Origin of the sequence: Delftia sp. Lp-1, assembly GCF_020523835.1 — a bacterium.
Lineage (GTDB): Bacteria > Pseudomonadota > Gammaproteobacteria > Burkholderiales > Burkholderiaceae_C > Comamonas > Comamonas acidovorans.
Map to the genome: position 1 here is coordinate 2505656 of NZ_JAJALJ010000001.1, position 25421 is coordinate 2531076.

The 25421-nt window shown below is 66.8% G+C and carries 24 protein-coding genes and 1 riboswitch; of the genes, 14 read left to right on the forward strand and 10 right to left on the reverse strand.

The window, feature by feature from the left end; translation table 11 throughout:
- Positions 1-7: 7 nt before the first annotated feature.
- Complete coding sequence (gene scpA, locus LGR64_RS11190; protein ID WP_141832253.1) at positions 8-2185, reverse strand: methylmalonyl-CoA mutase; 2178 nt, start codon at positions 2183-2185, stop codon at positions 8-10.
- A 114-nt stretch (positions 2186-2299) separates the two neighbouring features.
- On the opposite strand from scpA, the gene LGR64_RS11195 reads away from it, so the two are divergent.
- Complete coding sequence (locus LGR64_RS11195; protein ID WP_012205578.1) at positions 2300-2935, forward strand: GntR family transcriptional regulator; 636 nt, start codon at positions 2300-2302, stop codon at positions 2933-2935.
- Between the two features lie 276 nt (positions 2936-3211).
- Entirely contained in the window at positions 3212-5155 is a 1944-nt protein-coding gene (locus LGR64_RS11200) for an AMP-dependent synthetase/ligase (protein ID WP_141832255.1), read from the forward strand.
- A gap of 138 nt (positions 5156-5293) precedes the next feature.
- Here the strand turns inward: LGR64_RS11200 and LGR64_RS11205 are convergent, their stop codons facing one another.
- The 4 genes from LGR64_RS11205 to LGR64_RS11220 form a co-directional block, all read right to left on the reverse strand.
- Positions 5294-6895, reverse strand: a complete 1602-nt coding sequence (locus tag LGR64_RS11205; protein WP_141832257.1) for a methyl-accepting chemotaxis protein — start codon at positions 6893-6895, stop codon at positions 5294-5296.
- A gap of 280 nt (positions 6896-7175) precedes the next feature.
- Positions 7176-7520 carry a FlxA-like family protein gene (locus tag LGR64_RS11210; RefSeq protein WP_012205575.1) on the reverse strand — a complete coding sequence of 115 codons (345 nt, stop codon included), beginning with the start codon at positions 7518-7520 and terminating at the stop codon, positions 7176-7178.
- 63 nt (positions 7521-7583) lie between these two features.
- Positions 7584-7880 (reverse strand): AzlD family protein, encoded by a 297-nt coding sequence (locus LGR64_RS11215; protein ID WP_141832260.1) that lies wholly within the window; start codon positions 7878-7880, stop codon positions 7584-7586.
- A gap of 3 nt (positions 7881-7883) precedes the next feature.
- A complete protein-coding gene (locus LGR64_RS11220) occupies positions 7884-8621 on the reverse strand; it encodes an AzlC family ABC transporter permease (RefSeq protein WP_141832262.1) in 738 nt (245 codons plus the stop codon).
- Between LGR64_RS11220 and LGR64_RS11225 the strand changes: the two genes are divergently transcribed.
- From LGR64_RS11225 to LGR64_RS11270, 10 genes are all read left to right on the forward strand, one after another.
- Entirely contained in the window at positions 8612-8815 is a 204-nt protein-coding gene (locus tag LGR64_RS11225) for a hypothetical protein (protein ID WP_141832264.1), read from the forward strand. The genes LGR64_RS11220 and LGR64_RS11225 overlap by 10 nt on opposite strands.
- Before the next feature lie 126 nt (positions 8816-8941).
- On the forward strand, positions 8942-9256 hold the full coding sequence (locus LGR64_RS11230) for a DUF4148 domain-containing protein (protein ID WP_141832266.1): 315 nt from the start codon (positions 8942-8944) through the stop codon (positions 9254-9256).
- Positions 9257-9420: 164 nt separating this feature from the next.
- Positions 9421-9957 (forward strand): MarR family winged helix-turn-helix transcriptional regulator, encoded by a 537-nt coding sequence (locus tag LGR64_RS11235; protein ID WP_141832268.1) that lies wholly within the window; start codon positions 9421-9423, stop codon positions 9955-9957.
- A gap of 70 nt (positions 9958-10027) precedes the next feature.
- Positions 10028-11503 carry an efflux transporter outer membrane subunit gene (locus LGR64_RS11240; protein ID WP_141832270.1) on the forward strand — a complete coding sequence of 492 codons (1476 nt, stop codon included), beginning with the start codon at positions 10028-10030 and terminating at the stop codon, positions 11501-11503.
- Positions 11504-11635: 132 nt separating this feature from the next.
- Complete coding sequence (locus LGR64_RS11245; RefSeq protein WP_141832271.1) at positions 11636-12997, forward strand: HlyD family secretion protein; 1362 nt, start codon at positions 11636-11638, stop codon at positions 12995-12997.
- A gap of 45 nt (positions 12998-13042) precedes the next feature.
- Positions 13043-14677: a DHA2 family efflux MFS transporter permease subunit gene (locus LGR64_RS11250; RefSeq protein WP_043821952.1), complete on the forward strand. Its 1635-nt coding sequence runs from the start codon at positions 13043-13045 to the stop codon at positions 14675-14677.
- A gap of 168 nt (positions 14678-14845) precedes the next feature.
- Entirely contained in the window at positions 14846-15937 is a 1092-nt protein-coding gene (locus LGR64_RS11255; protein WP_230355445.1) for an MBL fold metallo-hydrolase, read from the forward strand.
- Between the two features lie 97 nt (positions 15938-16034).
- Positions 16035-16445 (forward strand): polyhydroxyalkanoate granule-associated phasin, encoded by a 411-nt coding sequence (locus tag LGR64_RS11260; RefSeq protein ID WP_230355446.1) that lies wholly within the window; start codon positions 16035-16037, stop codon positions 16443-16445.
- Positions 16446-16659: 214 nt separating this feature from the next.
- Positions 16660-18108 carry a D-serine/D-alanine/glycine transporter gene (cycA, locus tag LGR64_RS11265; RefSeq protein WP_230355447.1) on the forward strand — a complete coding sequence of 483 codons (1449 nt, stop codon included), beginning with the start codon at positions 16660-16662 and terminating at the stop codon, positions 18106-18108.
- A gap of 333 nt (positions 18109-18441) precedes the next feature.
- A complete protein-coding gene (locus LGR64_RS11270) occupies positions 18442-20439 on the forward strand; it encodes a TonB-dependent receptor domain-containing protein (RefSeq protein ID WP_043821947.1) in 1998 nt (665 codons plus the stop codon).
- Between the two features lie 81 nt (positions 20440-20520).
- On the opposite strand, the gene LGR64_RS11275 is transcribed toward LGR64_RS11270, so the two are convergent.
- Positions 20521-21012, reverse strand: coding sequence for a rod shape-determining protein (locus tag LGR64_RS11275; protein ID WP_230355448.1), 492 nt, complete (start codon positions 21010-21012; stop codon positions 20521-20523).
- A 3-nt stretch (positions 21013-21015) separates the two neighbouring features.
- On the reverse strand, positions 21016-21465 hold the full coding sequence (locus LGR64_RS11280; RefSeq protein WP_230355449.1) for a winged helix-turn-helix transcriptional regulator: 450 nt from the start codon (positions 21463-21465) through the stop codon (positions 21016-21018).
- 76 nt (positions 21466-21541) lie between these two features.
- On the opposite strand from LGR64_RS11280, the gene LGR64_RS11285 reads away from it, so the two are divergent.
- Positions 21542-22753 (forward strand): MFS transporter, encoded by a 1212-nt coding sequence (locus LGR64_RS11285; RefSeq protein ID WP_230355450.1) that lies wholly within the window; start codon positions 21542-21544, stop codon positions 22751-22753.
- On the opposite strand, the gene LGR64_RS11290 is transcribed toward LGR64_RS11285, so the two are convergent.
- Positions 22750-23517 (reverse strand): AraC family transcriptional regulator, encoded by a 768-nt coding sequence (locus tag LGR64_RS11290; RefSeq protein WP_013802455.1) that lies wholly within the window; start codon positions 23515-23517, stop codon positions 22750-22752. The genes LGR64_RS11285 and LGR64_RS11290 overlap by 4 nt on opposite strands.
- Before the next feature lie 128 nt (positions 23518-23645).
- Here LGR64_RS11290 and LGR64_RS11295 point away from each other — a divergent pair, with 128 nt between their 5' ends.
- The gene (locus LGR64_RS11295; RefSeq protein ID WP_141832279.1) at positions 23646-24452 is read left to right on the forward strand and encodes a sulfite exporter TauE/SafE family protein; all 807 of its coding nucleotides are present in this window, start codon (positions 23646-23648) and stop codon (positions 24450-24452) included.
- 9 nt (positions 24453-24461) lie between these two features.
- Here the strand turns inward: LGR64_RS11295 and LGR64_RS11300 are convergent, their stop codons facing one another.
- The gene (locus LGR64_RS11300) at positions 24462-24653 is read right to left on the reverse strand and encodes a helix-turn-helix transcriptional regulator (RefSeq protein WP_013802457.1); all 192 of its coding nucleotides are present in this window, start codon (positions 24651-24653) and stop codon (positions 24462-24464) included.
- A 25-nt stretch (positions 24654-24678) separates the two neighbouring features.
- Positions 24679-25068: a hypothetical protein gene (locus LGR64_RS11305; RefSeq protein WP_017406629.1), complete on the reverse strand. Its 390-nt coding sequence runs from the start codon at positions 25066-25068 to the stop codon at positions 24679-24681.
- 96 nt (positions 25069-25164) lie between these two features.
- A riboswitch (cobalamin riboswitch) is annotated at positions 25165-25390 on the forward strand.
- Positions 25391-25421 lie beyond the last annotated feature (31 nt).

A 25421-nucleotide genomic window follows, 5' to 3' on the forward strand; every position in this document is an offset into this window, starting at 1 on the left:
GGCGGGCTCAGAGGCTGTTGGCCTGGCGGATCTGTTCGAGCACATCCTTGGCGCTGGCCGGTATGGGGGTGCCCGGGCCATAGACGCCCTTGACGCCGGCGTTGTAGAGGAAGTCGTAGTCCTGCGCGGGAATCACGCCGCCCACGAAGACGATGATGTCGTCCGCGCCCTGGCGGCGCAGCTCCTCGATGATGGCCGGCACCAGGGTCTTGTGGCCGGCCGCCAGCGTGGACACGCCCACCGCGTGCACGTCGTTCTCGATGGCCTGGCGCGCGCATTCCTCGGGTGTCTGGAACAGCGGTCCCATGTCCACGTCGAAGCCCAGGTCGGCAAAGGCCGTGGCCACCACCTTGGCGCCGCGGTCATGGCCGTCCTGGCCGAGCTTGGCGATCATCACGCGCGGGCGGCGGCCCAGTTGCTCGGACGATGCATCGATTTCGCCCTTGAGCTTTTCCCAGCCCTCGGCCGAGTCGTAGGCTGCTGCATACACGCCGGTCACCTTCTGCGTATCGGCGCGGTGGCGCCCGAAAACCTTCTCCAGTGCGTCCGAGACCTCGCCCACCGTGGCACGCAGGCGCACGGCCTGGATGGCCAGGTCCAGCAGGTTGCCCTCGCCGCTTTCGGCGGCCTGGGTCAGCGCCTGCAGGGCGGCCTCGACCTTGGCTGCATCGCGGCTGGCCTTGATCTGGTTCAGGCGTGCGATCTGGCTGTCGCGCACCTTGACGTTGTCCACCTCGAGGATGTCGATGGGATCTTCCTTGGCCAGCTTGTACTTGTTGACGCCAACGATGACATCCTTGCCCGAGTCGATGCGCGCCTGCTTCTCGGCGGCGGCGGCCTCGATCTTGAGCTTGGCCCAGCCCGAATCCACGGCGGCCGTCATGCCGCCCATGGCCTCGACCTCCTCGATGATCTTCCAGGCGGCGTCGGCCATGTCCTGGGTCAGCTTTTCCATCATGTAGCTGCCGGCCCAGGGGTCGATCACATTGGTGATGTGGGTCTCTTCCTGGATGATCAGCTGCGTGTTGCGCGCAATGCGGGCCGAGAACTCGGTGGGCAGCGCGATGGCTTCGTCAAAGCTGTTGGTGTGCAGGCTCTGCGTGCCGCCGAAGACGGCGGCCATGGCCTCGATGGTGGTGCGCACCACGTTGTTGTAGGGGTCCTGCTCGGTCAGCGACCAGCCGGAGGTCTGGCAGTGCGTGCGCAGCATCAGGCTCTTGGCCTTCTTGGCGCCGAAGCCCTTCATGATGCGGCACCACAGCAGGCGGGCCGCGCGCATCTTGGCGATTTCCAGGTAGAAATTCATGCCGATGGCCCAGAAGAAGGACAGCCGGCCCGCGAAATCGTCCACATCCATGCCCTTGGCCGTGGCGGTCTTGACGTACTCCTTGCCGTCGGCCAGCGTGAAGGCCAGTTCCAGCGCCTGGTTGGCGCCCGCCTCCTGCATGTGGTAGCCCGAGATCGAGATCGAGTTGAACTTGGGCATGTTCTTGCTCGTGTACTCGATGATGTCGCCGATGATGCGCATCGACGGCTGGGGCGGGTAGATATAGGTGTTGCGGACCATGAACTCCTTGAGGATGTCGTTCTGTATGGTCCCCGACAGCTGGTCCTGGGCCACGCCCTGCTCCTCGGCCGCCACCACGTAGCCGGCCAGCACGGGCAGCACGGCGCCGTTCATGGTCATGGACACGCTGATCTTGTCCAGCGGGATCTGGTCGAACAGCACCTTCATGTCTTCGACCGAATCGATGGCCACGCCGGCCTTGCCCACGTCGCCCGTCACACGCGGATGGTCGCTGTCGTAGCCCCGGTGCGTGGCCAGGTCGAAAGCCACCGACACGCCCTGCCCGCCGGCGGCCAGCGCCTTGCGGTAGAAGGCGTTGGACTCCTCGGCCGTGGAAAAGCCGGCGTACTGGCGAATGGTCCAGGGCCGGCCCGCGTACATGGTGGCCTGCGGGCCGCGGATGTAGGGCTCGAAGCCTGGCAGGCTATCCGTATGGGGCAGGTTGGCCGTGTCTGCCGCCGTGTACAGCGGCTTGACGTCGATGCCGTCGGGCGTGGTCCAGTGCAGTGCCTGGATGTCGCCCCCGGGAGCGGCCTTGGCGGCCGCCTGGGCCCATTTCTGCAGGTCGGCAGTTGCGAATTCCTGGCCGTTCTGCGCTGTCGGATGGTCTTGTCTCATGTTCTCAGGCTCGTGAATGACAGGTGCCCTTGAGGGCATGCCCCAGAGCTGCCGCAGTTTACATCATTCATAATTATTCATTCAAAATATCTTTGCCGATACAATCCGGGCCACATGTCGACAAACACCCTCACTCCCCGCGCTCTCTACGAACAGGTTGCAGAGAAGCTGCGCCTGCGCATCTTCGAGCACGAGCTGGCGCCCGGTGACTGGATCGACGAACTGAAGATTGCCGAGGAATACGGCATCAGCCGCACCCCGCTGCGCGAGGCCCTGAAGGTGCTGGCCGCCGAGGGCCTGGTCACCATGAAGGTGCGCCGTGGCGCCTATGTGACCGAGGTGTCGTCCAAGGACATTGCCGATGTCTATCACCTGCTGAGCCTGCTGGAATCCGATGCCGTCCAGGTGGTGGCCGAATCGGGCAGCGACGAAGAGCTTGCGGCCCTGCAGCAGACCCACGAGGAACTCAAGGCGCAGACGCGCGATGCAGACCGCTTCTTCGAACTCAACGAAAGTTTTCACATGCAGCTGCTGCAGATTGCCGACAACCGCTGGCGCAACCAGCTGGTGGCCGACCTGCGCAAGGTGATGAAGCTCAACCGCCACAAGTCGCTGTTCAAGCAGGGCCGCATCGAGGATTCGCTGGCCGAGCACGAGACCGTCATGCAGGCCCTGCTGCGCCGCGATGGCGCTGCAGCGGCCCAGGCCATGCGTCAGCATTTCCAGAACGGCCTGGCTGCGGCGTCCTGAAGCCTGCCGTTCGGCGCTCTTGCACAGCCGGCACCATCTGGCGCGGCCATAACGCGCAGGCAGCCGCCCCGTCTGGAATCGGGCCCGGTGTGCAACGGTGGCGACGTAGGCAGACATGCGGCTCCTGGTTGGTTTCAGAGTGGACACACGAAAACGCTGCAGTGCAGCATAAACGCGTGCGCCGCACCCTCTCATGTCCGAAGCTGACGCCAGGACCTGCGGAAAGCCCCGGCTATCATCAGCGGCTACATACACTTCGGCCCGCACCCTCCTCGCATGAGCATCCAAGACCCAGCCCGCGCCCCTTCCCTGGCCATGAGCCTGCCAGCCGATGCCAGCATGGCCACGGCCTCCACCCTGGTGGAAATGCTGGCCCTGCGCGTGCAGCAGACGCCCGCAGGCGATGCCTACCGGGCCTATGACGAGGATGTGCGCAGCTGGAAGACGCTGAACTGGGCACAGGCCGGCGAGCGCGTGGCCCTCTGGGCGCAGGCGCTGGCCGCACAGGAGCTGCCGGCAGGATCGCGCATCGCCATCCTGCTGCCCAACGGGCTGGACGCCATGTCCATCGACCTGGCCAGCCTGCGCTGCGGCCATGTGCCCGTGCCGCTGCACGCCATAGACAACGCGGGCAGCATTGCCTACATCCTGGCCAACGCCCAGGTGTCCATGCTGTTCGTGGCACAGCAATCCACTTGGGACAAGATCTGCGCCACGGGCCAGGCCCTGCCTGCGCTGCGCAAGGTGGTCGTGGCATCGGCCAAGCCGGCTTCCCGGGCCGCAGAGCCTGAAGCCGAAGGCGATGCCGCCGCACTGGAGGCCCTGCGCCAGATCCCCGTGCAACCGCTGGCCCAATGGCTGGCTGAAGGCGGCGCAGTCCCCCTGCCCCCGCCTCCCTCTGCCGAGGACCTGGCCGCCGTGGTCTACACCTCGGGCACCACGGGCAAGCCCAAGGGCGTGATGCTCACGCACCGCAACGTGGTCTCCAACGTGCAGGCCGTGATGCAGCGGCTGCAGCCGCGCAGCGATGATGTTTTCCTCTCCTTCCTGCCGCTGTCGCACACCTTCGAGCGCACGGCTGGCTACTACCTGGCGCTGGCCGTGGGCGCCTGCGTGGCCTATGCGCGTTCTGTGGCCCAGCTGGCCGAGGATCTCAAGACCCAGCGCCCCACGGTGCTGGTGTCCGTGCCACGCATCTACGAGCGCGTGCACGCCAAGGTCATGGAGACGCTGGCCCGCGCACCGCTCAAGGCCCAGCTGTTCGAGCTGGCCCAGGCCAGGGGCTGGCAGCGATTTTGTGAAACACAAGGCATTGCCGATGCGCAAGCGCCCCAGCCCGAAGTGCCGGGCTGGATGCAATGGCTGCCCTGGCCGGTGCTCAACCACCTGGTGGCCAAGCCGCTGCTGGCCCAGTTCGGTGGCCGCGTGCGCGTGGCCGTGAGCGGCGGCGCCCCGCTGTCGCCGACGATTGCGCGCTGTTTTCTGGGCTTGGGCCTGCCGCTGATCCAGGGCTATGGAATGACGGAAACCTCACCCGTGGTCTGTGCCAACACGCTGGAGGACAACCACCCCGCCACCGTGGGCCGCGCCTTGCCCGGCGTGGAGGTGCGGATTGGCGAGAACCGGGAGCTGCAGGTGCGTGGCCCCTGCGTGATGCGCGGCTATTGGGAGCGCCCCGAAGACACCGCCAAGACCTTCACCGACGACGGCTGGCTGCGCACGGGCGACCAGGCGGTGATCGAGGACGGGCGCGTGCGCATACAGGGACGCATCAAGGAAATCATCGTCACCTCCACCGGCGAAAAGATTCCACCGGCCGACCTGGAGCTGGCCATTACCGGCGACCCGTTCTTCACCCAGGTCTTTGTCGTGGGCGAAGACCGCCCCTTCATCGCCGCCGTGGCCGTGATCGAACGCGGCGAATGGCAGGCCATGGCCCAGCGCCTGGGCCTGGATCCCGAAGACCCCAAGAGCCTGAACCACTCCGCCGCCGAACGCGAGGCACTGGCACGCATCGAAAAGCAGGTGGCCAGCTTTGCCCGCTATGCCGTGCCACGCGCCGTGCATCTGGAGCTGGAGCCCTGGACCATAGAAAACGGGCTGATGACACCTACCCTCAAGCTCAAGCGCAACAACCTCATGACGCGGTTCGAGTCCCAGATTGCCGCCATGTACAGCAAGCCTGCCGAGCGCTGGCAAGGCCGCAACAGCGCGGGTTGACCCCCTGTTCCTGACAAGCAGCCGCCGCTCAAAACGGCGGCTTTTTCTATTTTTGATACGAATTTAATTTATGTAAGTTACATTGAATTGATCAAAAGAAAGGAAGAGCGCACTGCGCACGCTCTTCCTGGGTCTGCGTCAAGCAGCTGCCAGTGTCAGGCTGGGGCTCGCCATGCCGATCTCCTTCACCGAGCTGATCTGGAACGTGGCCACCGCCTGTGCCAGCACCCGCGCCTGCCGTTCCAGGCTGGCCGCAGCGGCTGCTGACTCTTCCACCAAGGCGGCATTCTGTTGCGTGACCTGGTCCATCTGGGAGACGGCCTGGGTGATCTGCCCCAGGCCACCGCTCTGCTCCACGCTGGAGGCAGAGATGGCCTCGATCAGCGATGCCACCTCGCTCACCTGGGCTTCAATGGCATCCATGGCCTTGCCTGCTTCCCGGACCTGGTTGCCGCCCGTTCGCACCTTGTCGGTGGATGCCGTGATCAGTGCCTTGATCTCCCGCGCCGCTGCGGCGCTGCGCTGGGCCAGGGAGCGCACTTCCCCGGCCACCACGGCAAAGCCCCTGCCCTGCTCGCCTGCCCGCGCGGCCTCCACCGCTGCATTGAGCGCCAGGATATTGGTCTGGAAGGCAATGGAGTCGATCACGCCCGTGATCTCGGCAATCTTTCCGCTGCTGGCCGAGATTTCGTCCATGGTGCCGATGACCCTGGCGACCGCGCCGCCGCCCACGCCGGCCACCTCCTTGGCACGCACGGCCAGGGCGCTGGCCTGCCGCGCGTTCTCTGAGCTCTGGCCCACGTTGCCGGCCAGCTGCTCCATGGACGCCGCCGTTTCCTGCAGGCTGGAGGCCTGGTGCTCGGTGCGGCTGCTCAAATCCTGGTTGCCGGCAGCGATCTGGCTGGACGCCGTGGTCACCGACTCCACCCCGCGCCGCACATCGCCAACGATGTTTGCCAGCGACTCGCGCATGGCACTCATGGAGCGCAGCAAGTCGCCGACCTCGTCACGCCCAGTGGCCTGGATTTCCGAAGCCAAGTCGCCCTGCTCGATGTGCCGGGCCACTTCCACGGCCGACTTCAAGGGCACCGTGATGGAGCGCGTGACCATGTAGCCCAGGGCCACGGCCAGGATGACGGCAGCCGCCACAAAACCGTAGATCAGCATCTGCGACCGTGCAAAAACCTCCCTGGAGTCCCCATAGACATCCTCCGACGTCTTGAGCTGCAGCTCGACCAGCTCGCCGATCTTGGCGCTGATGGGGTCGATGCTGGAATACAGCGAGCCGTCGAACTCATCCAGGCTGCCGGCCTTCTTGCCGTCCAGTTGCTTGAGGCGCTGCAGCAGTTTGTCGATGCTTTGGTTGGCCGGCGCGAACAGTGCCTGGGCCTGCTTGGCCAGCATGGCCTCCTGCGCTGTGAGCTGGGTGGACGAGTAGCTGCGCCAGGCGGCCTCGATCACGGGCAGCGTGCCCGAGATGCTGGCCGATGCCTCCTGCGCCGTGATCAGGCCCGCATTGGCTTTATTGACCGTGTCTATGACGTTGACGGCATAGGCATCCGCAATCTGCTTGAGCTGCTTGAGTGGAACCACACGGTCCTGGTACAGGGTCTCCGTGCCCGAAAACACATGGCCCAGCGCCCTTGCGCCGACGCCCCCTACGGCCATCAGGCAGACCAGCAGGACAAGAAAGACGGCTGTAAGCCGGGTACCGATACGCACATCGCTGAGTTTTTTCATCGCAGAACCTCTGGCCCAGTGCTGCCGTCGGTATAGGCCATCGCTATCGCATCCAGGCAGTCACATTAGCTGCCTTATCGGTAGCGGTGGCCGATTTCTTGAGAGACAAAACTCAATAAGTTCCGCGAGATGTGTAAAGACACCCGCCACAGTGCGGATGCCCAGCCCCTGCCCTCACCCCCGTTGCCAGGCCAACCCATCCAAGGCACGGCAAATCCATTCATGTAAGTTACATCAAGATGATCAAAAAATGGCCCGTGAAAGCACGAGCCATTTCCATTCAGACGTAGACGTCGACCACGCCACCCAGTCCGGGCGCCTTGTTGCTCTTCGGCTGGGACGGCGACTTGGCTTCGGCCGCCTGCTGCTGCTCGCGCTGCTTGTCGATCTGGGCCTGCTGCCTGGCGCGCATGAGCGCCTCGATCTGACTTTGCACCATCATGATCTGCGACTGCAGCAGCTTGGCCTTCGTCTGCTTGGCCTTGGCGTCGATGTTCTCGGAAGACACTTCCTTGAGCGCCTGCTGCAGTTCCTTGAGCTTGCGCTGCAACGCAACGATGTCATTGCCGCCGGAGGATGAAGCGGCTCCCGAGGCGGAAGCCGATGTGGAGGATGAGACTTGCATGCCTCATACATCGTCCACCGCCGCACAAACTGAAGGCCGAAAACACGCCTGCCCTGCCAGTAGTCACCCCAGCACATACCGCAGCGCTGCCGCCGATGCAATGCCGATCAGCACCGTCGGCAGAATGGGCAGCCGGCTCGCGGCCACCATCGTCACCACCAGGGCCAGCAGATCGGCCGGCCGCTCGGACACAAACGCCGGGGCGATCACCGAGATCAGCACGCAGCCCGGCAGGCTTTCCATCACGTACTGCATGCGCGGGCTCAGCGTGCGCCCGCGCAGCAGCAGGTAGCCGATCACCCGCGTGAAATACGTGCTGCACGCCATGAGCACCAGCGTCAGCAAGGTTGTGGCTTCCATCGCTCAGCTCCTGGGCGCCAGCAAGGCCGCGCAGATCAGGCCAGAGACGGCGCCCGCCGCCACATACCAGGCGCCAGGCACCAGCTTGTAGACCAGGGCCGCTGTCACCAGGCTCACCAGCCAGGGCCGGCAAGGCCTGACGCCCTTCCACATGCCGCGCAGCAGCACCAGAAACACGGCGGTGAACGCCATGTCGAAGCCGTACTGCTCCAGGTCGCCAATGCGCGGCCCCAGAAAGGCACCGGCTGCCGTGCACGAGACCCAGGCCATGTACAGGCCCGCCGACACGCCCATGTAGTAAGGCAGGCTCACGCGCCGGGCGGCACTGCGCTGCGCGTCTGCGAGGGCCAGCGCCCAGCTTTCGTCACACATGAAGAACAGGGCCGGCAGCGCCCGGCGCCTGGGCAGATGGCGCAAATAGGGCGCCAGCGCCGCACCCATCAGGATGTGCCGGCAATTGACCAGGAAAGACATGGCGACGATCAGCAGCACATGCGGCGGCGAGGTCCACAGCCGTATGGCCGTGAACTCCGAGCCGCCGCCGAAGTTCATCCCGGTCATGAGAGGAACCTCCAGCGGTGCCAGCCCCTTTTGCACGGCCTGGGCACCCAGCACCAGGGCAAAGGGCACGAAACCCAGCATCACGGGAATCGCATCCCTGAAGCCGCGAAAGGCCTCGGAACTGCGGGAGACGGAATCTGCCGAAACGGCAGCGGGGGAAAGTGGAATGGATGAAGACATGGAGAGCGGCGATTGTCGGCCTGCGCCGCTGGAATTTGCTGCTGATTCATGCTTCCACCAGCCATTTCACGGCTGTTCATGCCGATTTATTCGAGAAACTAGAAATAATCTGCTGCACAAGCGCTGCACAAGCGCCGCTCAACCCATTTCCATGGCTGTCGGCGCTCCTCGGATGGCCGCGCCTGCCCTCCTGACATTTCACGAAACCCAACGGCCATTGGCTCCCGCCATGCTGCAGTGCGTCGCAAACGGCTGTGCCGGCCAGGGCGGCGGCGGGACCATGAAGCCCTCATCACTTCGCTTCACCTGAAAGGTTCCCCATGCGCACCTCCGACTTCACCCGCTTCATCGCCCTGACCGCCCTCAGCCTGGGCCTGGCCGGCACCGCCCTCGCCCAGGACACCACGCCCTCCTCCACGGCTGCCCCCACCGACCTCAGCCGCGCCCAGGTGCTGGCCGACCTGGAAATGTGGCACCGCGCCGGACTCACCTATCTCTCCGACCGCGAGATCGACGTCCGCTCCACCGAATACCAGCGAGGCCTGGAGCGCTACCAGCAACTGCGCGCCAGCCCCGCCTACCGCGAGGCCGTGGCAAGGCTGGAGAAGGGACATGCCGTGGCCCAGGACAAGTGAGCTTGAAGGAGGCCGGTGGCGGATCTGAGGAGCTGAAAGCCACCGGCAGGTCTGGATAACCCTGATCCCGTCCCCGGCACCCTCGCGTCACACGGTCAGCCGGTGTTTCTGCAATAATTGCCGCAACAATCATTGCGCAGTCAATTATTTCACCCGCAGACACCATGACCCAGCCTCCCCTGCCCAACGGCCTGCAGCCCTCGGACTTCTACAGCCCAGGCAGCTACACGCCCTTCGAGAGCGTGGGGTTCCTCATGCGCAAGGTGCTCAGTTCCATCCTCCAGCAGGCCGATGCGCAGTTGGCCGAGCATGAGCTGACCTATGTGCAGTGGCTGCCGCTGTACAAGCTGCTGCTGTGCAGCGACGCCACGAATGCCGGCATGGCGCGTGACCTGGGGCTGGATCCGGCCTCCATCACGCGGGCGCTGGACCGGCTCGAATCCAAGGGCATGCTGCGGCGCGAGCGCTCCACGGTGGACCGGCGCGTGGTCAAGCTGGTGCTGACCGATGAAGGCCGTGCCATGGCGGCCAAGGTGCCGCAGGTGCTGTCCAGCGTGATGAATGCCCATATGGCCGGCTTCAGCCATGACGAGTCCCGCCAGCTGCTGGACATGCTGCGCCGGCTGCTGGCCAACGGCGATGCGATGCGCGCGCCGGACGCTGCGCCGCCGGCCCCTGCGCCTGCCACGCCCATCGGCTGACTGCGCCAGCCCCCTTTTTCCGCCCCGGTTTCCGATTTCCTGATTCTTGACCCCCAACAGGCAGACCACCATGCCCAAATCCTTTGTTTCCGTGTCCGCCGCGCCCCGCCGCGTGGCCGCCGCAGCGGCCACACTGTGCGCCGCGCTGGCCCTGGCCGGTTGTGCTTCCCAGGGCCCGGCCCATGAGCCGCTGGCCCGGCTGGGCGCCGCCGACCTGGGGCTGACGGCCCAGTCCGAGACAGGCGCCAGTACCAGCCTGCCCGCCGCCGATTGGTGGAAGTCCCTGGGCGATGCCCAGCTGGATGCGCTGATCGCCCAGGCACTGCAGGGCAGCCCCAGCCTGGCCATGAGCCGCGCCCGCTTCGACAAGGCGGCCGCCCTGGCCACGGCCACAAGCACGGCCACCGATGTGCGCGGCACGCTCGGCGTCGACGCCACGCGCCAGCACTACAGCGCCAACGGCCTGGTGCCCGCACCCATTGCCGGCCATACCTACAACACCGGCAACCTGCAGGCCGGCCTGAGCTGGACACCGGATTTCTTTGGCCGCCATGCCGCCGACCTGCAGGCCGCCCTGGGCCAGGCCCGTGCCGCCCAGGCCGACAGCGCCGCCGCCGCCAACCAGCTCGCCGCCCAGGTGGCGCGCAGCTATGTGGCGCTGGCTCGCCTGATTGCCCAAAAGGATGTGGCTGGCCGCACGCTGACCCAGCGCCAGTCGCTGCTGGACCTGAGCCAGCAGCGCACGCGCGCCGGGCTGGACAGCCAGGTGGAGCTGACCCAGGCCCAGGCCGGCCTGCCCGATGCCGGCACCCAGATCGAAATGCTGGACGAGCAGATCACGCTGGCGCGCCGCACCATCGCCGTGCTCTGCGGGCAGGCGCCCGAGGCGCAGCTGCAGCTGGCGCCCCGTCTGGCCGCGCTGCAGATCCAGGCTGTGCCCGGCCAGTTGGGTGCCGACCTGCTGGGCCGCCGCCCCGATGTGGTGGCCGCGCGCTGGCGCGTGGAGTCCGCAACGCAGGGCATAGAGAGCGCGCGGGCGGATTTCTATCCCGATATCAACCTGACGGCCTTCATCGGCCTCAATGCCATCGGCCTGGACAACCTGTTCAAGGGCAGCTCGCGCCAGATGGGCATCACGCCCGCGCTGCGCCTGCCCCTGTTCGACGGCAAGCGCCTGCGCGCCCAGTTGCGTGGCACGCAGGCCGACCTGGACACCGCCATCGCCCAGTACAACGGCGTGGTGCTCGATGCGGTCAAGGAAGCGGGCGACGCCCTCACTTCCGTGCAATCGCTGGTGCGCCAACAGCAGCTGCAGGCCGAGTCGCTGGAGAAGGCCGAACGCGCCTACGACTTTGCCGTGCAGCGCTACAAGGCCGGCCTGGCCAGCCAGGTGACGGTGCTGAACACCGAAACCCAGGTGATCACCCAGCGCCGCCTGGACGTGGACCTGCGCGCCCGCGCGCTGGACACGCGCGTGTCGCTGATGAAGGCGCTGGGCGGCGGCTGGACCGATGGCACGGCTGCCGTGCAGGTCAGCCAGCACTGAGATCGCAACCCGCACAGGAATCCAACGCACTCTTGACCCTCCACCGGGCAGACCGCCAGCCAGCGTGACAGACCGCCAGCTCCCTGCCCCGGCCGCAAAACCACATTCACAGATAACAAAGCGCCGTACACCATGACCGAAACCAACAAGCAAGCACCCAGCCCTGCCGCCGCACCGGCCGCAGCCTCGCCCGTGGCCAATCCGCAGGGCCGCCGCAAGGGCCTGACCCTCATCGCCGCAGCCGTCGCGGTGGCCGCCGTCGCCTGGGGCGGCTGGCACTGGATGGTGGCCCGCAACTACCAGACCACGGACAACGCCTATGTGGCGGGCAACGTGGTCCAGATCACGCCGCAGATCGGCGGCACGGTGATCAGCATCGGCGCCGACGACACCGACTACGTCAAGCCCGGCCAGCTGCTGGTGCAGCTGGACTCGGCCGATGCCCTGGTCGCCCTGTCCCAGGCGGAGTCGCAACTGGCCCAGACCGTGCGCCAGGTGCGCACCCTGTACGCCAACAATGCGCCCCTGGTGGCCCAGGTGGCCCAGCGCGAGGCCGACCTGGCCCGCCTGCAGGCCGATGCCGCCCGCGCCCGCGAGGATGTGGACCGCCGCCGCCCGCTGCTGGCCACCGGCGCCGTGGGCAAGGAAGAGTTCGACCACGCCCAGTCCCTGGCCCGCACGGCAGGCAATGCCGCCTCTGCAGCAGAAGCCGCCGTGCGCGCCGCCAAGGCGCAGCTGACCGCTGCCGAAGCCCAGACCAAGGGCAGCAGCGCCGAAGAGCACCCCAGCGTGATCGCCGCTTCCGCCAAGGTGCGCGAGGCCTATCTGGCGCTGCAGCGCACGCGCCTGGTCTCTCCCGTGGAAGGCTATGTGGCCAAGCGCGGCGTGCAACTAGGCCAGCGCGTGGCCTCGGGCGCGCCGCTGATGACCGTGGTGGGCCTGCACAACCTCTGGGTGGATGCCAACTTCAAGGAAAGCCAGCTGGCCCAGCTGCGCATCGGCCAGAAGACCGAGCTGACGGCCGATGTGTACGGCGACAAGATCAGCTACCACGGCACCGTGGTGGGCATGGGCGCAGGAACCGGCGCGGCCTTCTCGCTGCTGCCCGCGCAAAACGCCACCGGCAACTGGATCAAGGTGGTGCAGCGCGTGCCCGTGCGCATTGCGCTGGCGCCGGAAGACCTGGCCCAGCACCCGCTGCGCGTGGGCCTGTCGATGGAGGCCAAGGTGGACGTGCGCGACCAGCAGGGTGAAGTGCTGGCAACCGCCACGCGCAATGCCCCCGTGGCCCAGACCTCCATCTACGACATGGCGTTGCCCCAGGCGGAGGAACGCATCGCCCACATCGTGGCGGGCCAGAACGTGGCGCCGCTCAAGCAGTTGCCCGAGCTGCCGCCCATTGCCATGGCCGATGCGCAAGACAGGTCACAGGGCAAGGCGCCAGCCGCAGTGGCCTCCGCGCCGGTTGACGCGCAGGCCACGCAGTCCAAGTAAGCAGGCATCGCTTCCCCGCCTTCCCAGAACCTACGCGGACTGCCTATGACTTCCTCTACCACCGCCGTGCCGGAGCCGGCGCAGCCGGGTGGGCCGACCGTGCCGCCTGCCGCGCCACCCTCTGCATCGCCTGCCATGCCCGCACGGCCCGCACCGCTCAAGGGCGCCCAGCTGGCCCTGGGCACGCTGGCCCTGTCGCTGGCCACCTTCATGAACGTGCTGGACTCGTCCATTGCCAACGTCGCCATTCCGGCGATCTCGGGCGACGTGGGCGTCAGTCCCAGCCAGGGCACCTGGGTGATCACCAGCTTTGGCGTGGCCAATGCCATCTCGGTGCCGCTCACGGGCTGGCTCACCCAGCGCTTCGGCGCCGTGCGCCTGTTCACTATGAGCGTGCTGCTGTTCGTGCTGACCTCCTGGCTGTGCGGCTTTGCCTCGTCGCTGGAGATGCTGGTGCTGTTCCGCGTGCTCCAGGGGCTGGTCGCCGGACCCATGATCCCGCTGTCGCAGACACTGCTGCTGTCCAGCTACCCGCCGGCCAAGGCCGGGGTGGCCCTGGCGCTGTGGGGGATGACCACCCTGGTGGCGCCCGTGGTCGGCCCGCTGCTGGGGGGCTGGATCACGGACAACATCTCCTGGCCGTGGATCTTCTACATCAACGTGCCCGTGGGCCTGCTGTCGGCCCTGATGACCTGGAGCATCTACCGCAGCCGCGAGACCCCTACGCGCAAGCTGCCCATCGACTCCGTGGGCCTGGCCCTGCTGGTGCTGTGGGTGGGCGCGCTGCAGCTGATGCTGGACAAGGGCAAGGAGTTGGACTGGTTCGCCTCGGGCGAGATCGTCACGCTGTGCGTGCTGGCCATCGTGAGCTTCGTGGTCTTCCTGGTCTGGGAGCTGACGGATGCGCACCCGGTGGTGGACCTGCGCCTGTTCATGCGCCGCAATTTCGCGGCGGGCTCGGTGGCACTGTCGATTGCCTACGGCCTGTTCTTCGGTAACGTGGTGCTGCTGCCGCTGTGGCTGCAGCAGTGGATGGGCTATACCTCCACCACGGCCGGCATGGCGCTGGCGCCGGTGGGCATCTTCGCCATCATCCTGACGCCGCTGGTGGGCCGCAAGGTCACGCAGTGGGACCCGCGCAAGATGGCCACGGGCGCCTTCGTCGTGTTCGCCCTGGTGCTGTGGATGCGCTCGCGCTTCACGGTGGAGACGGACTTCATGCACATCCTGGTGCCCACGCTGATCCAGGGCGGGGCCATGGCGTTCTTCTTCATCCCGCTGACGACGATCACGCTGTCGGGCATCTCGCCGGACCGTATCCCGGCCGCCGCCGGCCTGAGCAACTTCGTGCGCATCACGGCGGGGGCCATGGGCACCTCCATCGCCACCACGCTCTGGGAAAACCGCGCCGCGCTGCACCACGCCCATCTGACCGAAGGGCTGATCCAGGGCCAGGGCGTGTTCGGCGTCACCCTGCAGGGGCTACAGGCCGCAGGCCTGAGCCAGGCGCAGGCGCTGGCCCAGATCAACCGGCTCATCGACCAGCAGGCCTACACGCGGGCGGCGGACGACATCTTCCTGGCATCGTCCGTGCTGTTCCTGGTGCTGATCGTGCTGATCTGGATGACCAGGCGCCCTGCGGGCCATGCCGGTGGTGCCGAGGCGGCCGGCGCCCATTGAGGCCCAGCTTGCGGCCATCACGACAAGGAGCTGCCTGCAGGGGCAGCTCCTTTTTTGTTTACATGACGACACGCAAGGCGCCTTGAATCGGGCCGCCAAGACCACCATCTCGACAGGGCTGCGCCACCGGTTCCATGATGGCGGCGGCCTGAACACCGACGGAGCACCGTGAAAACACCCCGCATCTTCCGCGCCCCGATTGCCGACTACGCCCAGTCACCCCAGTCGGTGGGCGGGCGCTTTCGCAACGTCCATCCCCGCCCCGCCAACGCGCCCCAGCCCGACGCCAAGGTGATGTGGGACTTCTTCTTCAACAAGCCCAAGGACACCGAGCCTGCGGCGCCCCTGCCCGTGCAGCGGCTCACCCCGGCCGACCTGGCCGCCGCGCCTGAGCGCAGCCTGTACCGCCTGGGCCACTCCACGCTGCTGATGAAGCTGCGCGGCGGCTGGTGGATCACCGACCCGGTGTTTGCCGAGCGCGCCTCGCCCTTTTCCTTCATCGGCCCCAAGCGCTTTCATGCGCCGCCCATCGCCCTGCATGAACTGCCCGCGCTGCGCGGCGTGGTGCTCTCGCACGACCACTACGACCATCTGGACCGTGCCACCATCCGCGCCCTGGCGCCCCGGGTCGACTTCTTCCTGTGCACGCTGGGCGTGGGCGACCGGCTCATGGACTGGGGCGTGGCCCCCGAGAAGGTGCGCCAGTTCGACTGGTGGCAGGACGTGCAGGTGGACGGCCTGCGCTTCACGGCCACGCCGGCCCAGCATTTCTCGGGCCGGGGCCTGCGCGACGGCAACCGCACGCTGTGGGCGTCCTGGGTCATCGAGGACCTGGCAAGCGCCGACACGCTGCGTGTCTTCTTCAGCGGCGACGGCGGCTATTTCGACGGCTTTGCGGAAATCGGCCGGCGCTTCGGTCCCTTCGACCTCACGCTGATGGAAACCGGCGCCTACGACCCGCACTGGCCCTATGTGCACATGCACCCGGCCCAGACCGTCCAGGCCCATCGCGACCTGGGCGGACGCTGGCTGCTGCCCATTCACAACGGCACCTTCAGCCTGGCCATGCATGCCTGGTGGGACCCCTTCGAGCGCGTGCTGGCCCTGGGTGCCGAGCACGGCATTGCCGTGGCCACCCCCATGATGGGCGAGCGCGTGGACCTGGCCGCCCCCCACGCAGGCGAGCGCTGGTGGCGTGCCCTGGTGCCCCATGCCGTGCAGGATGCCGCCGCATCAGCGCCACAGGCCCAGCCGCGATAAATCCGTTTTTGCTGCATTGCGTCATCGGCCTACGCGGGCCGGCATCCATCTGGATAAAGTGGAACCGGCAAGTGGATCCAGAGCTTCAGGAGCGCACATGGCAAACCGCAAATCATCCAAGGCCGCCTCGGTGGCCCGTCAGGCCACCGATCTGGCCATTGCCGCACCGCAGGTGGTGGCGCACAGGCTCACCCGCATGGCGCTGGCCGGGGCCAATCCCTCCGCAAGTGACCGTCGCGAATTCACGCGCATGGTGTCCGAGAAACAGACAGCCTTCCACCAATCCTGGGCCGCCATGGGCCTGCAGTCCATGGTCGCCAGCCAGACCCTGATGCAGACCTGGATGCGCATGTGGTGGATGCCCTGGAGCGCTTCCAGCTGGAACGGCGGCGCACTGGCATCGCAGGCCTCGCAGTGGAACAACGCCATGTGGGGCGTGGTGGGCAAGGGCATGGCCCCCGTGCACCGCACCGCAGTGGCCAACGCAAGGCGCCTGGCGCGCGGCTGATCCATCCATATCAAACCCGCTCCATTGGCAGGAGCGGCACGGCGCGGCAGGGCCGATGCGGGGCGAGGTTCGGGTATCCTCGCGGCCTTCGTTCCGTTTTGCTGCGCTGCCGCATTTCCAGGCATGGACTCCATGCAGAGACTGAAAACACAGCCGCGGCAGGCGGATTCCCCCTTTCTGCCATCGCTTTGCCAGTCTTCCCCGGAGTTCTCTGATGACACACAAGGCCCCGCCAACCGGCCAGGGCCTGCACGGTCAAGACGACCTGCAGCGCAATCTCACCAACCGCCATATCCAGCTCATCGCCATTGGCGGGGCCATAGGCACGGGCCTGTTTATGGGCTCGGGCAAGACCATCAGCCTGGCCGGCCCGTCCATCATCTTTGTCTACACCATCATCGGCGTGATGCTGTTCTTCGTGATGCGAGCCATGGGCGAGCTGCTGCTGTCCAACCTGCAGTACCGCTCCTTCATCGACTTCTCGTCCGACCTGCTCGGGCCCTGGGCCGGCTTCTTCACGGGCTGGACGTACTGGTTCTGCTGGATCGTCACGGGCATTGCCGACGTGATCGCCATCTCGGCCTACTCGCAGTTCTGGTTCCCGGACCTGCCGCAGTGGGCACCGGCCATCGCCTGCGTGGGCCTGCTGCTGGGCCTGAACCTGCTGACGGTAAAGCTGTTCGGGGAGATCGAGTTCTGGTTCGCCATGATCAAGATCGTGGCCATCGTGGCCCTGGTGGGCACGGGGCTGTACATGGTGGGTGCCGCCTTCGTCTCGCCTGCGGGGCGTGCGGCCAGCCTCGCCAACCTCTGGAATGACGGCGGCATGTTCCCCAACGGGATGATGGGCTTCTTCGCGGGCTTCCAGATCGCGGTGTTCGCCTTCGTGGGCATCGAGCTGGTGGGCACCACGGCGGCCGAGGCCAAGGACCCCGAGCGCACGCTGCCGCGGGCCATCAATTCGATTCCCGTGCGCATCATCGTGTTCTACGTGCTGGCCCTGATCGCCATCATGGCCGTCACCCCCTGGCGCGACGTGGTGCCGGGCAAGAGCCCGTTCGTGGAGCTGTTCGTGCTCGCAGGCCTGCCGGCCGCCGCAGGCGTGATCAATTTCGTGGTGCTGACTTCGGCCGCCTCGTCGGCCAACAGCGGCGTGTTCTCCACCAGCCGCATGCTCTACGGCCTGGCACTCAAGGGCGATGCGCCCCGGGCCTTCCACCGGCTGTCGCGCAGCAGCGTGCCCTCGCGCGGGCTGCTGTTTTCCTGCACCTGCCTGCTGGCCGGCGCGTTTCTGATGTGGGTGGTGCCCGATCTGGTGGAAGCCTTCACGCTGGTGACCACGGTATCGGCCATTCTGTTCATGTTCGTGTGGTCGCTGATCCTGCTGTCGTACATGGCCTACCGGCGCCAGCGCGCAGCCCTGCATGAGGCCTCGCGCTACAAGATGCCCGGCGGCGTGGCCATGTGCTGGGCCTGCCTGGTGTTCTTTGCCGCCATCCTGGGCCTGCTCACCCTGCAGGCCGACACGCGCCAGGCGCTGGTGGTGACGCCGGCTTGGTTTGCCCTGCTGGCCATCGCCTACCAGTTCGTGCGCCGCCAGGCTTCGCGCCAGTCGGCGGAGCGCTCCACCGCCCTTGCAGGCACGGCAGCCGAACCGCGCTGACCCTCTCCCGGCCGCCCCCCTGCGCATGGGGGCGGCCATTGCAGGGGGCTTTTGGCGCCCGCGCTCCCTCTGCGGCCCCTTCTGCGCCCACCTTCTGCGCCTCCGCTGCCCCCTCTTGCTGCGCACCAAACTTGTGCACAGCATCTTTGGCCTGTCCAGCAGTTAGATAACGAGTGAACAAAAAAACAACTGTCTTTACGCCAACAAAAAGATGTGGATACAAATCGTTATCATTCGCACCTTGATTTTTAACCAAACCGGAACTTTACAAAGATGGTCAGAATCTCGGTGCTCCGCCCGCTTCCTCTTTGCGCCGCCCTGGCATGCACAGCCATGGCCCATGCCCAGTCAGCCGACAACAAGGCCGACACGTCCCTGTCCACCGTGGTGGTGACCGCCTCGGGCACAGCCGTGGACATCAAGGAAGCGCCGGCCAGCATCAGCGTGATCACCCGCGAGGACATCGAGCGCAAGCCCGTCACCAGCATCGGCGAGCTGCTGTCCACCATTCCCGGCGTGACCGGCGGCCTGTCCGGCACGGGCGCCCAGTCCAAGATCAAGCTGCGCGGCCTGCCCGAGAAGTACACGCTGATCCTGGTGGACGGCAAGCGCCAGGGCAACTCGGCCGGCATCAACTACCGCGACGACCTGGGCTCGCAGGATCTGGACTGGATCTCGCCCGAGATGATCGAGCGCATCGAGGTGGTGCGCGGTCCCATGTCCTCGCTGTACGGCTCGGACGCCATGGGCGGCGTGATCAACATCATCACGCGCAAGATCGGCAAGCGCTGGAGCGGCTCGACCACGCTGAACTACAGCAAGCCCTCCGACGGCGACCGCGGCGACACGCGCCAGCTGGGCTTCAACATCAGCGGCCCGCTGTCCGACAAGTTCGGCCTGCGCCTGGGCGGCAACTACACGGACCGCGCTGCCGATGAGAGCACGGGCGGCTTCCCGGGCACCTACCAGTCCACGGCCGGCTCGCGCAAGCAAAACCTCAACGCCCTGCTCAACTGGCAGCTCACGCCCGACCAGGTGATCGGCATCGAGGCCGCGCAAGGCATCCAGCGCGCCACGGGCTCCGACGCGCGCACGGCGTCGGGCGACCAGGTGGTCTATCCCTGGGGCCTGAGCAAGCTGGAGCAGACCAAGTTCGGCCTCAGCCATGACGGCCGCTGGGGCGACCTGACCTCCAAGCTCAACCTCGTGCACAACAAGTACGAGGACAAGGGCGACACCATCGGCAACAACTCCAAGGAAACCACGCTGGACGGCCGCATCGACAAGCCGTTGAAGCTGTGGGGCCTGGACCAGGCCATGACGCTGGGCATGCAGTGGCGCCGCGAGTCGCTGGACAACCGCGACACCATCGGCCTGGCTCCCATCGACTACGCGGGGCGCCCGGTCTCGGGCTCGGGCCTGAGCGCCACCACCTGGGCGCTGTTCGGCGAGGACCAGATCTTCCTGCGCGACAACCTGGCGCTGACGCTGGGCCTGCGCATGGACCACCACCAGAAATACGGCAACAACTGGAGTCCGCGCGCCTATCTGGTCTACCACCCGGCCTCGGAGTGGACGGTGCGCGGCGGCGTCTCGCGCGGCTTCCGTGCGCCCAACCTGAAGGAAAACTCGGCCAGCGCCGCCACGCAATCTGGGGGCAACGGCTGCCGCAGCCTGGCCGGCATGGGCTGGACCAACACCAGCGTCAACGCCGACGGCACGCGCGGCTGCTACATGGCCGGCAACCCCGACCTGCAGCCCGAGACCAGCACCAACTTCGAGCTGGGTACCAGCTGGGACCGCAATGGCTGGGCCCTGGGCGCCACCTACTTCCACACCAACTTCAAGAACAAGATCGACTACCAGCCGCTGGGCTTCTATAACGGCTTCTGGTGGACCCGCATGGCCAACGCCCAGCGTGCCCGCACGCGCGGCCTGGAAGGCTTCGTGAACGTTCCCCTGGCCAAGGGCCTGACCTGGAACACCAACATCACCAAGATGTTCGAGTCCAAGAACCTGAGCACGGGCGCCTCGCTGCTGGCCGTGCCCGAGCTGTCCATCTACTCGTCGCTGCAGTGGCAGATCCGCCAGGGCTGGTCCGCCATGTTCAGCGCCCGCCACGTGGGCAAGGAAGTCGTGACCACGGGCACGGCCACCACCTTCGCCAAGGCCTATACGACCTTTGACGTGTCCATGAACTACAACGTGACCGACACCCTGACCCTGCGCGCCGGCATCATCAACCTGGCCGACAAGGAAACCCGCACCATCGGCGCCAACTATGACAACGGCGGCCGTACCTACTTCGTGGGGATGACGGCGCGGTTCTGATGGCCCGTTACCGGCCCTTGCGCTGACCCAGACAAAGCGCCCGTTGTGACGGGCGCTTTTTTCATGGCGAAGAGCAAAGCCTCACTCCCAGACACCGCCCTGCGCAGGGGGCTTGCGCGTCAGCAATTCCTCGTCTGTCAAGGGCCGGCCTGTCCAGACATTCACCTTCGAGGCGCCGGCCGCGTTGGCCAGCTCGCGCAAGGCCCTCAGTTCCACCTGGGTGAATCCGCCCTCGGGGTCGCCGAGCGGATGGATGACGATGTGCGGGGAGGCCGCCAGCCAGGCACGCCGATGCATGCGCCTGAGCTGGTACTTCAGAAGCTGCTCGGCCAGGATGAAGTCCGATATCAGCGAACGCGGGTGGGCGAAGGGATTGACGACTTCGGCAGGCTCCGATGCAGCCGCGAGCCTGGCCTGCGGGCCGGCCGCGAGAATCCGGCGCCGGGGCGGCGGACTCAGGGCCAGCTCGGGAACCTCCGACAGGGTCTGCCCGGTCTTCGGATCCTTCAGCGTCAGGCGCTCGGGAGAAATCTGTACGTAGATGAGTGATACGAAGGCAGAGAGCATGGACATCCATCAATCGATTTTCTGAACCACGGTCTGGCCCGGCAGCAACGCCCGGCCATCCCCACCGCGCGGCAGCATGGGGGCGACAGGCAGGCCGGTCTGGCGATCCAGCAGCAGCGAATGCGCCTCACCCGGCGCGAACAGATGGCCTTCGCCCCATTGCCGCAACGCCACGATCACCGGGAACAGCTCAAGGCCCTGGGCCGTGAGCACGTATTCCAGGTAGGCCGAGCCTTCTGCGGCCGGGCGGGTTTCAAGGATGCCGGCCTCCACCAGCCGGCGCAGCCGGTCGGCCAGGATATTGCGGGCCGCACCCAGGCTGCGCTGGAAATCGCCAAAACGGCTGATGCCGTCGAAGGCATCGCGCACGATGAGCAGCGACCAGCGGTCGCCGATCACATCCAGGGAGCGGGCCACCGGACAGGGCTGCGGTGCGTCAGGACGGGTGTCTTCTTTCATGGCGTTATTGTGGTTGCATTTCAAAACTGGTTCAACTAGCATCCAACCAGTTTTGTTTTGCAACCGAATTCAACCCATGAACGCCTTCCCAGCCTCGGACACGGTCCGCATGCCGCGCAGCCTGGTGCTGCTGTTCGCCGCTGCCAGCGGCCTGAGCGTGGCCAATGTCTATTACGCCCAGCCTCTGCTGGAGGCGCTGGCGGCCGACTTCGGCATCAGCCATGCGGCCGTGGGCGGCGTGGTCACCGCCACGCAGGCCGGCTGCGCGCTGGCGCTGCTGCTGCTGGTACCGCTGGGCGACCGGCTGGAGCGGCGGCGGCTCATGCTTTTGCAGTTGCTGGGCCTGGTACTGGCCCTGGCGGCCGTCAGCACCGCGCGTTCGGCCGTTCTGCTGCTGGCGGGCATGCTGGCCGTGGGCCTGCTGGGCACGGCCATGACGCAGGGGCTGATCGCCTATGCGGCCAGCGCCAGCCAGGCACATGAGCGCGGGCGCGTGGTGGGCGCGGCCCAGGGCGGGGTTTTCATCGGCCTGCTTTTGGCGCGCGTGTTTGCCGGCGCCGTGGGTGACCTGGCCGGCTGGCGTGGCGTCTATGCCTGCTCGGCCCTGCTGATGCTGGCCCTGGCCTGGTCCCTGTGGCGGCAACTGCCCCGGCTGGCGGTGCCCTTGCATGCACCCAGCTACACGCAGCTGCTCGCCTCCATGCTCCAGCTGCTGCGCCAGGACCGCATGCTGCGCACACGCGGCATGCTGGCCCTGCTGATGTTTGCCACCTTCAACATCTTCTGGAGCGCCCTGGTCCTGCCGCTGAGCGCGCCGCCCTACAGCCTGTCGCTCACGGCCATCGGCGCCTTTGGCCTGGCCGGCGTGGTGGGCGCACTGGCAGCAGCCCGTGCCGGGCACTGGGCCGACCAGGGTTTCGCGCAGCGCACCAGCCTGGGCGCGCTGGCGATACTGCTGCTGGCCTGGGCGCCGATTGCGCTGCTGGAGCAATCGCTGTGGGCGCTGGTCGCCGGCATCGTGCTGCTGGACCTGGGCGGCCAGGCCCTGCATGTGACCAACCAGAGCCTTATCTTTCGCAGCAACCCGCAGGCGCACAGCCGGCTGGTGGGCCTGTACATGCTGTTCTATGCCGTGGGCAGCGGGCTGGGGGCGCTGATTGCCACCAACGCCTACGCGCGGTTTGGCTGGCAAGGGGTCTGCGTTGCGGGGGCGGCGTTCAGCCTGGCGGCCCTGGTGTTCTGGGCCATGACGCGGGAGACGGCAGCCCAGGCCAGCGTTCCCGCCTAGACCCGGCTCACCAGCTCCGAAGGCACCCGGCCCAATGCCTTGCGGAACATGGTGGAAAACGCGCTGGGGCTGTCATAGCCCAAATCCAGCGCCACCTGGGTGACCGAGGCGCCCGCAGACAGCCGCGACACCGCCGCCAGCAGGCAGGCCTGCTGGCGCCAGGCGCCAAAGGCCATGCCTGTGTGCTGCTGGAAAAACCGGCTGAAGGTGCGCAGGCTCTTGTTCAGCGCCTGTGCCCAGTCCTGCGGCGTGGCGCGGATGCTGGGCTGGGCCAGGAACTGCTTGCACAAGGCGGCCAGCTTTTCGTCGCGGGGAATGGGCGCGAACAGCGGCAGGCTGCGGGCCGAGGCCAGCTCGTGCAGCACCAGCGTGACCAGGGCGCCGTCGCGGCCCGCTTCGTCGTACAGCGCCGGCAGGTCGGCGCAGGACAGCAGCAACTGGTGCAGCAGCGGGGTGACGACCAGGGCCTCGCAATGCACACCCGGGCGGGGCGCAGCAGCCGGTTCGATGTACAGGCTGCGCGTGCTCACGCCCTGCATGCGCACGCTGTGCGGCTTGCTGGCCGGAATCCACACGCCGCTGTAGGGCGGGATGGTCCAGGCGCCGTCGTCGGTTTCCACTTCCATCAGCCCGCTCATCCCGTAGAGAAACTGCGCACGCCGGTGGCTGTGCGTGGGCAGCAGCGTGCCAGGCGTGTAGTCAGTGCCGATGGCCAGCACATCGCGCGCCACGGCGTCCACGGAATGCAGCGGGATGTTGAGCATGGGAATGTCCGGAAAACAGCCAACAGGCTTTGGCAGGAATTCGAGGATTATTGACCTATCCGCGAAAGCAGGCCAAACCGCGGCATCCTAAGGTTCAGTCCTTGCTCGTTTTTTCCAAAGGACTGTCTGTGTTCCCTCTCCTGCTGCTGGCTTTCGGTGTGCTTGCCGGCGTGACCACCGTGCTCTTCGGCTTTGGCGGCGGCTTCGTGGCCGTTCCGCTGCTTTATGCGCTGCTGACCTCCATCCACGGTGTGGACTCCGCCGTTGGCCAGGCTGCCATGCACATTGCCGTCGCCACCTCCACCTGCGTGATGATTTTCGGCGCCTCCATGGCCACGCTGCGCCAGCACCGCGCGGGCGCCCTGCCGTGGGAGCAGGTGCGGCCGCTGGCTGGCTTCATTGCGGTCGGCGCCGTGGCGGGCGCCACGGCCGCCACCTGGCTCAACGGCGACTGGGTGCGCTGGGCTTTCATCGCCTACCTGGCCCTGACCATCGCCGACGCGCTGCTGCGCCCGGGCTTCGTGCACGGCACCACCGCCCAATTGCAGCCCATGGGCCGGCGGGCGGCGGCCACGGCGGGCCTGGCCATTGGTGCGATCGCGGCCTTCCTGGGCGTGGGCGGCAGCGTGATGACCGTGCCGCTGATGCGCCGGCGCGGCGCCAGCATGGCCGCGGCCACGGCCATGGCCAGCCCGCTGTCCCTGCCCATGGCCGTGGCGGGCACTGCCGCCTACATGCTGGCATCGCAGAGCGCGGGGCTGGGCGCCTGGCATGTGGGCTATGTGGACCTGCAGGCCTTTGCACTGCTGACGGCCGGATCGTGGACGGGCATCAGGCTGGCGGCCCCGCTGATCGGCCGCATTCCCGATGCCCTGCATGCCAAGGCCTACCTGGCCCTGCTGGGCCTGGTGCTGCTGGTCATGATCGTGGCCTGAGCGCTGCGCTCAACCCTCCTGGAAGATCGCCTCGATCCGGGTCTCGAACACCCGGGCAATGGCGAATGCCAGCGGCAGGCTGGGGTCGTAGCGGCCCGTCTCGATCGCGTTCACGGTCTGGCGCGACACGCCCAGCAGGTCCGCCAGCGCAGCCTGGCTCCAGCCGCGCTCGGCGCGCAGTTCACGGATGGTGTTTTTCATCGCAGGGGCACTTTGGCGGAACAGCTCATCGGCTGCGCAGCCAGTGGGCCACCGAGGCAGCCACCCAGAGCGCACCCATCAAGGGCCACACCATGAACATGCTGAGCTTGGGAAAACCTGCCATTTCCAGGAATCCGTAGGTGAAGGTGAGGCCGGCCGTGCCCGCCGCCGCAATCGCCAATTGCTCCAGCATGGACTTGCGCAGGAACTCGTCGGTATCGCGCACCAGCCGCACGATGGCCCGCACGGCCAGCGCAAACGCCAGCATGGGGCTCAGCAGCAGCGCTGTGCGCAGAGCCCCGGCCTGCATGTCGGCGCTGAGCAAAAGCGCCCCCACAAGCAGCGCCATGTAGAGCAGCAGCGCAAATCCCAGTTCCTTCTGGTAGCGGCGGTTGGTGACCGTTGTTTGATTCATGGAAGTCTCTCGCAATGTGTAAAGGACGCTTGACATTGTGCGATGCCACCCGCGGGCATGTCAAGCAAGCTTTACATCGGTACTGAACGCCCCGCCGTACAATCGCCGCCGTTGGTGCCAGCAGCCCCAGGGGCTGCGGTTAAACGGGAAACATGGGGCGGCCAGATAAAGCCGCCCGCATGTACTGCCCCCGCAACAGTGAGTGAAACGCCGCGTGCATGGCACCGGCCCCCGCCAAACCCGTGCCACTGGGCGTACAGCCCGGGAAGGCCTTGGCGAGTGCGTCACCAGTCTGGATACCGGCCAACAGGCGGCCGGCCGCGCTTGCAGCGCAGCCGGTCTTTGTGGTTTCC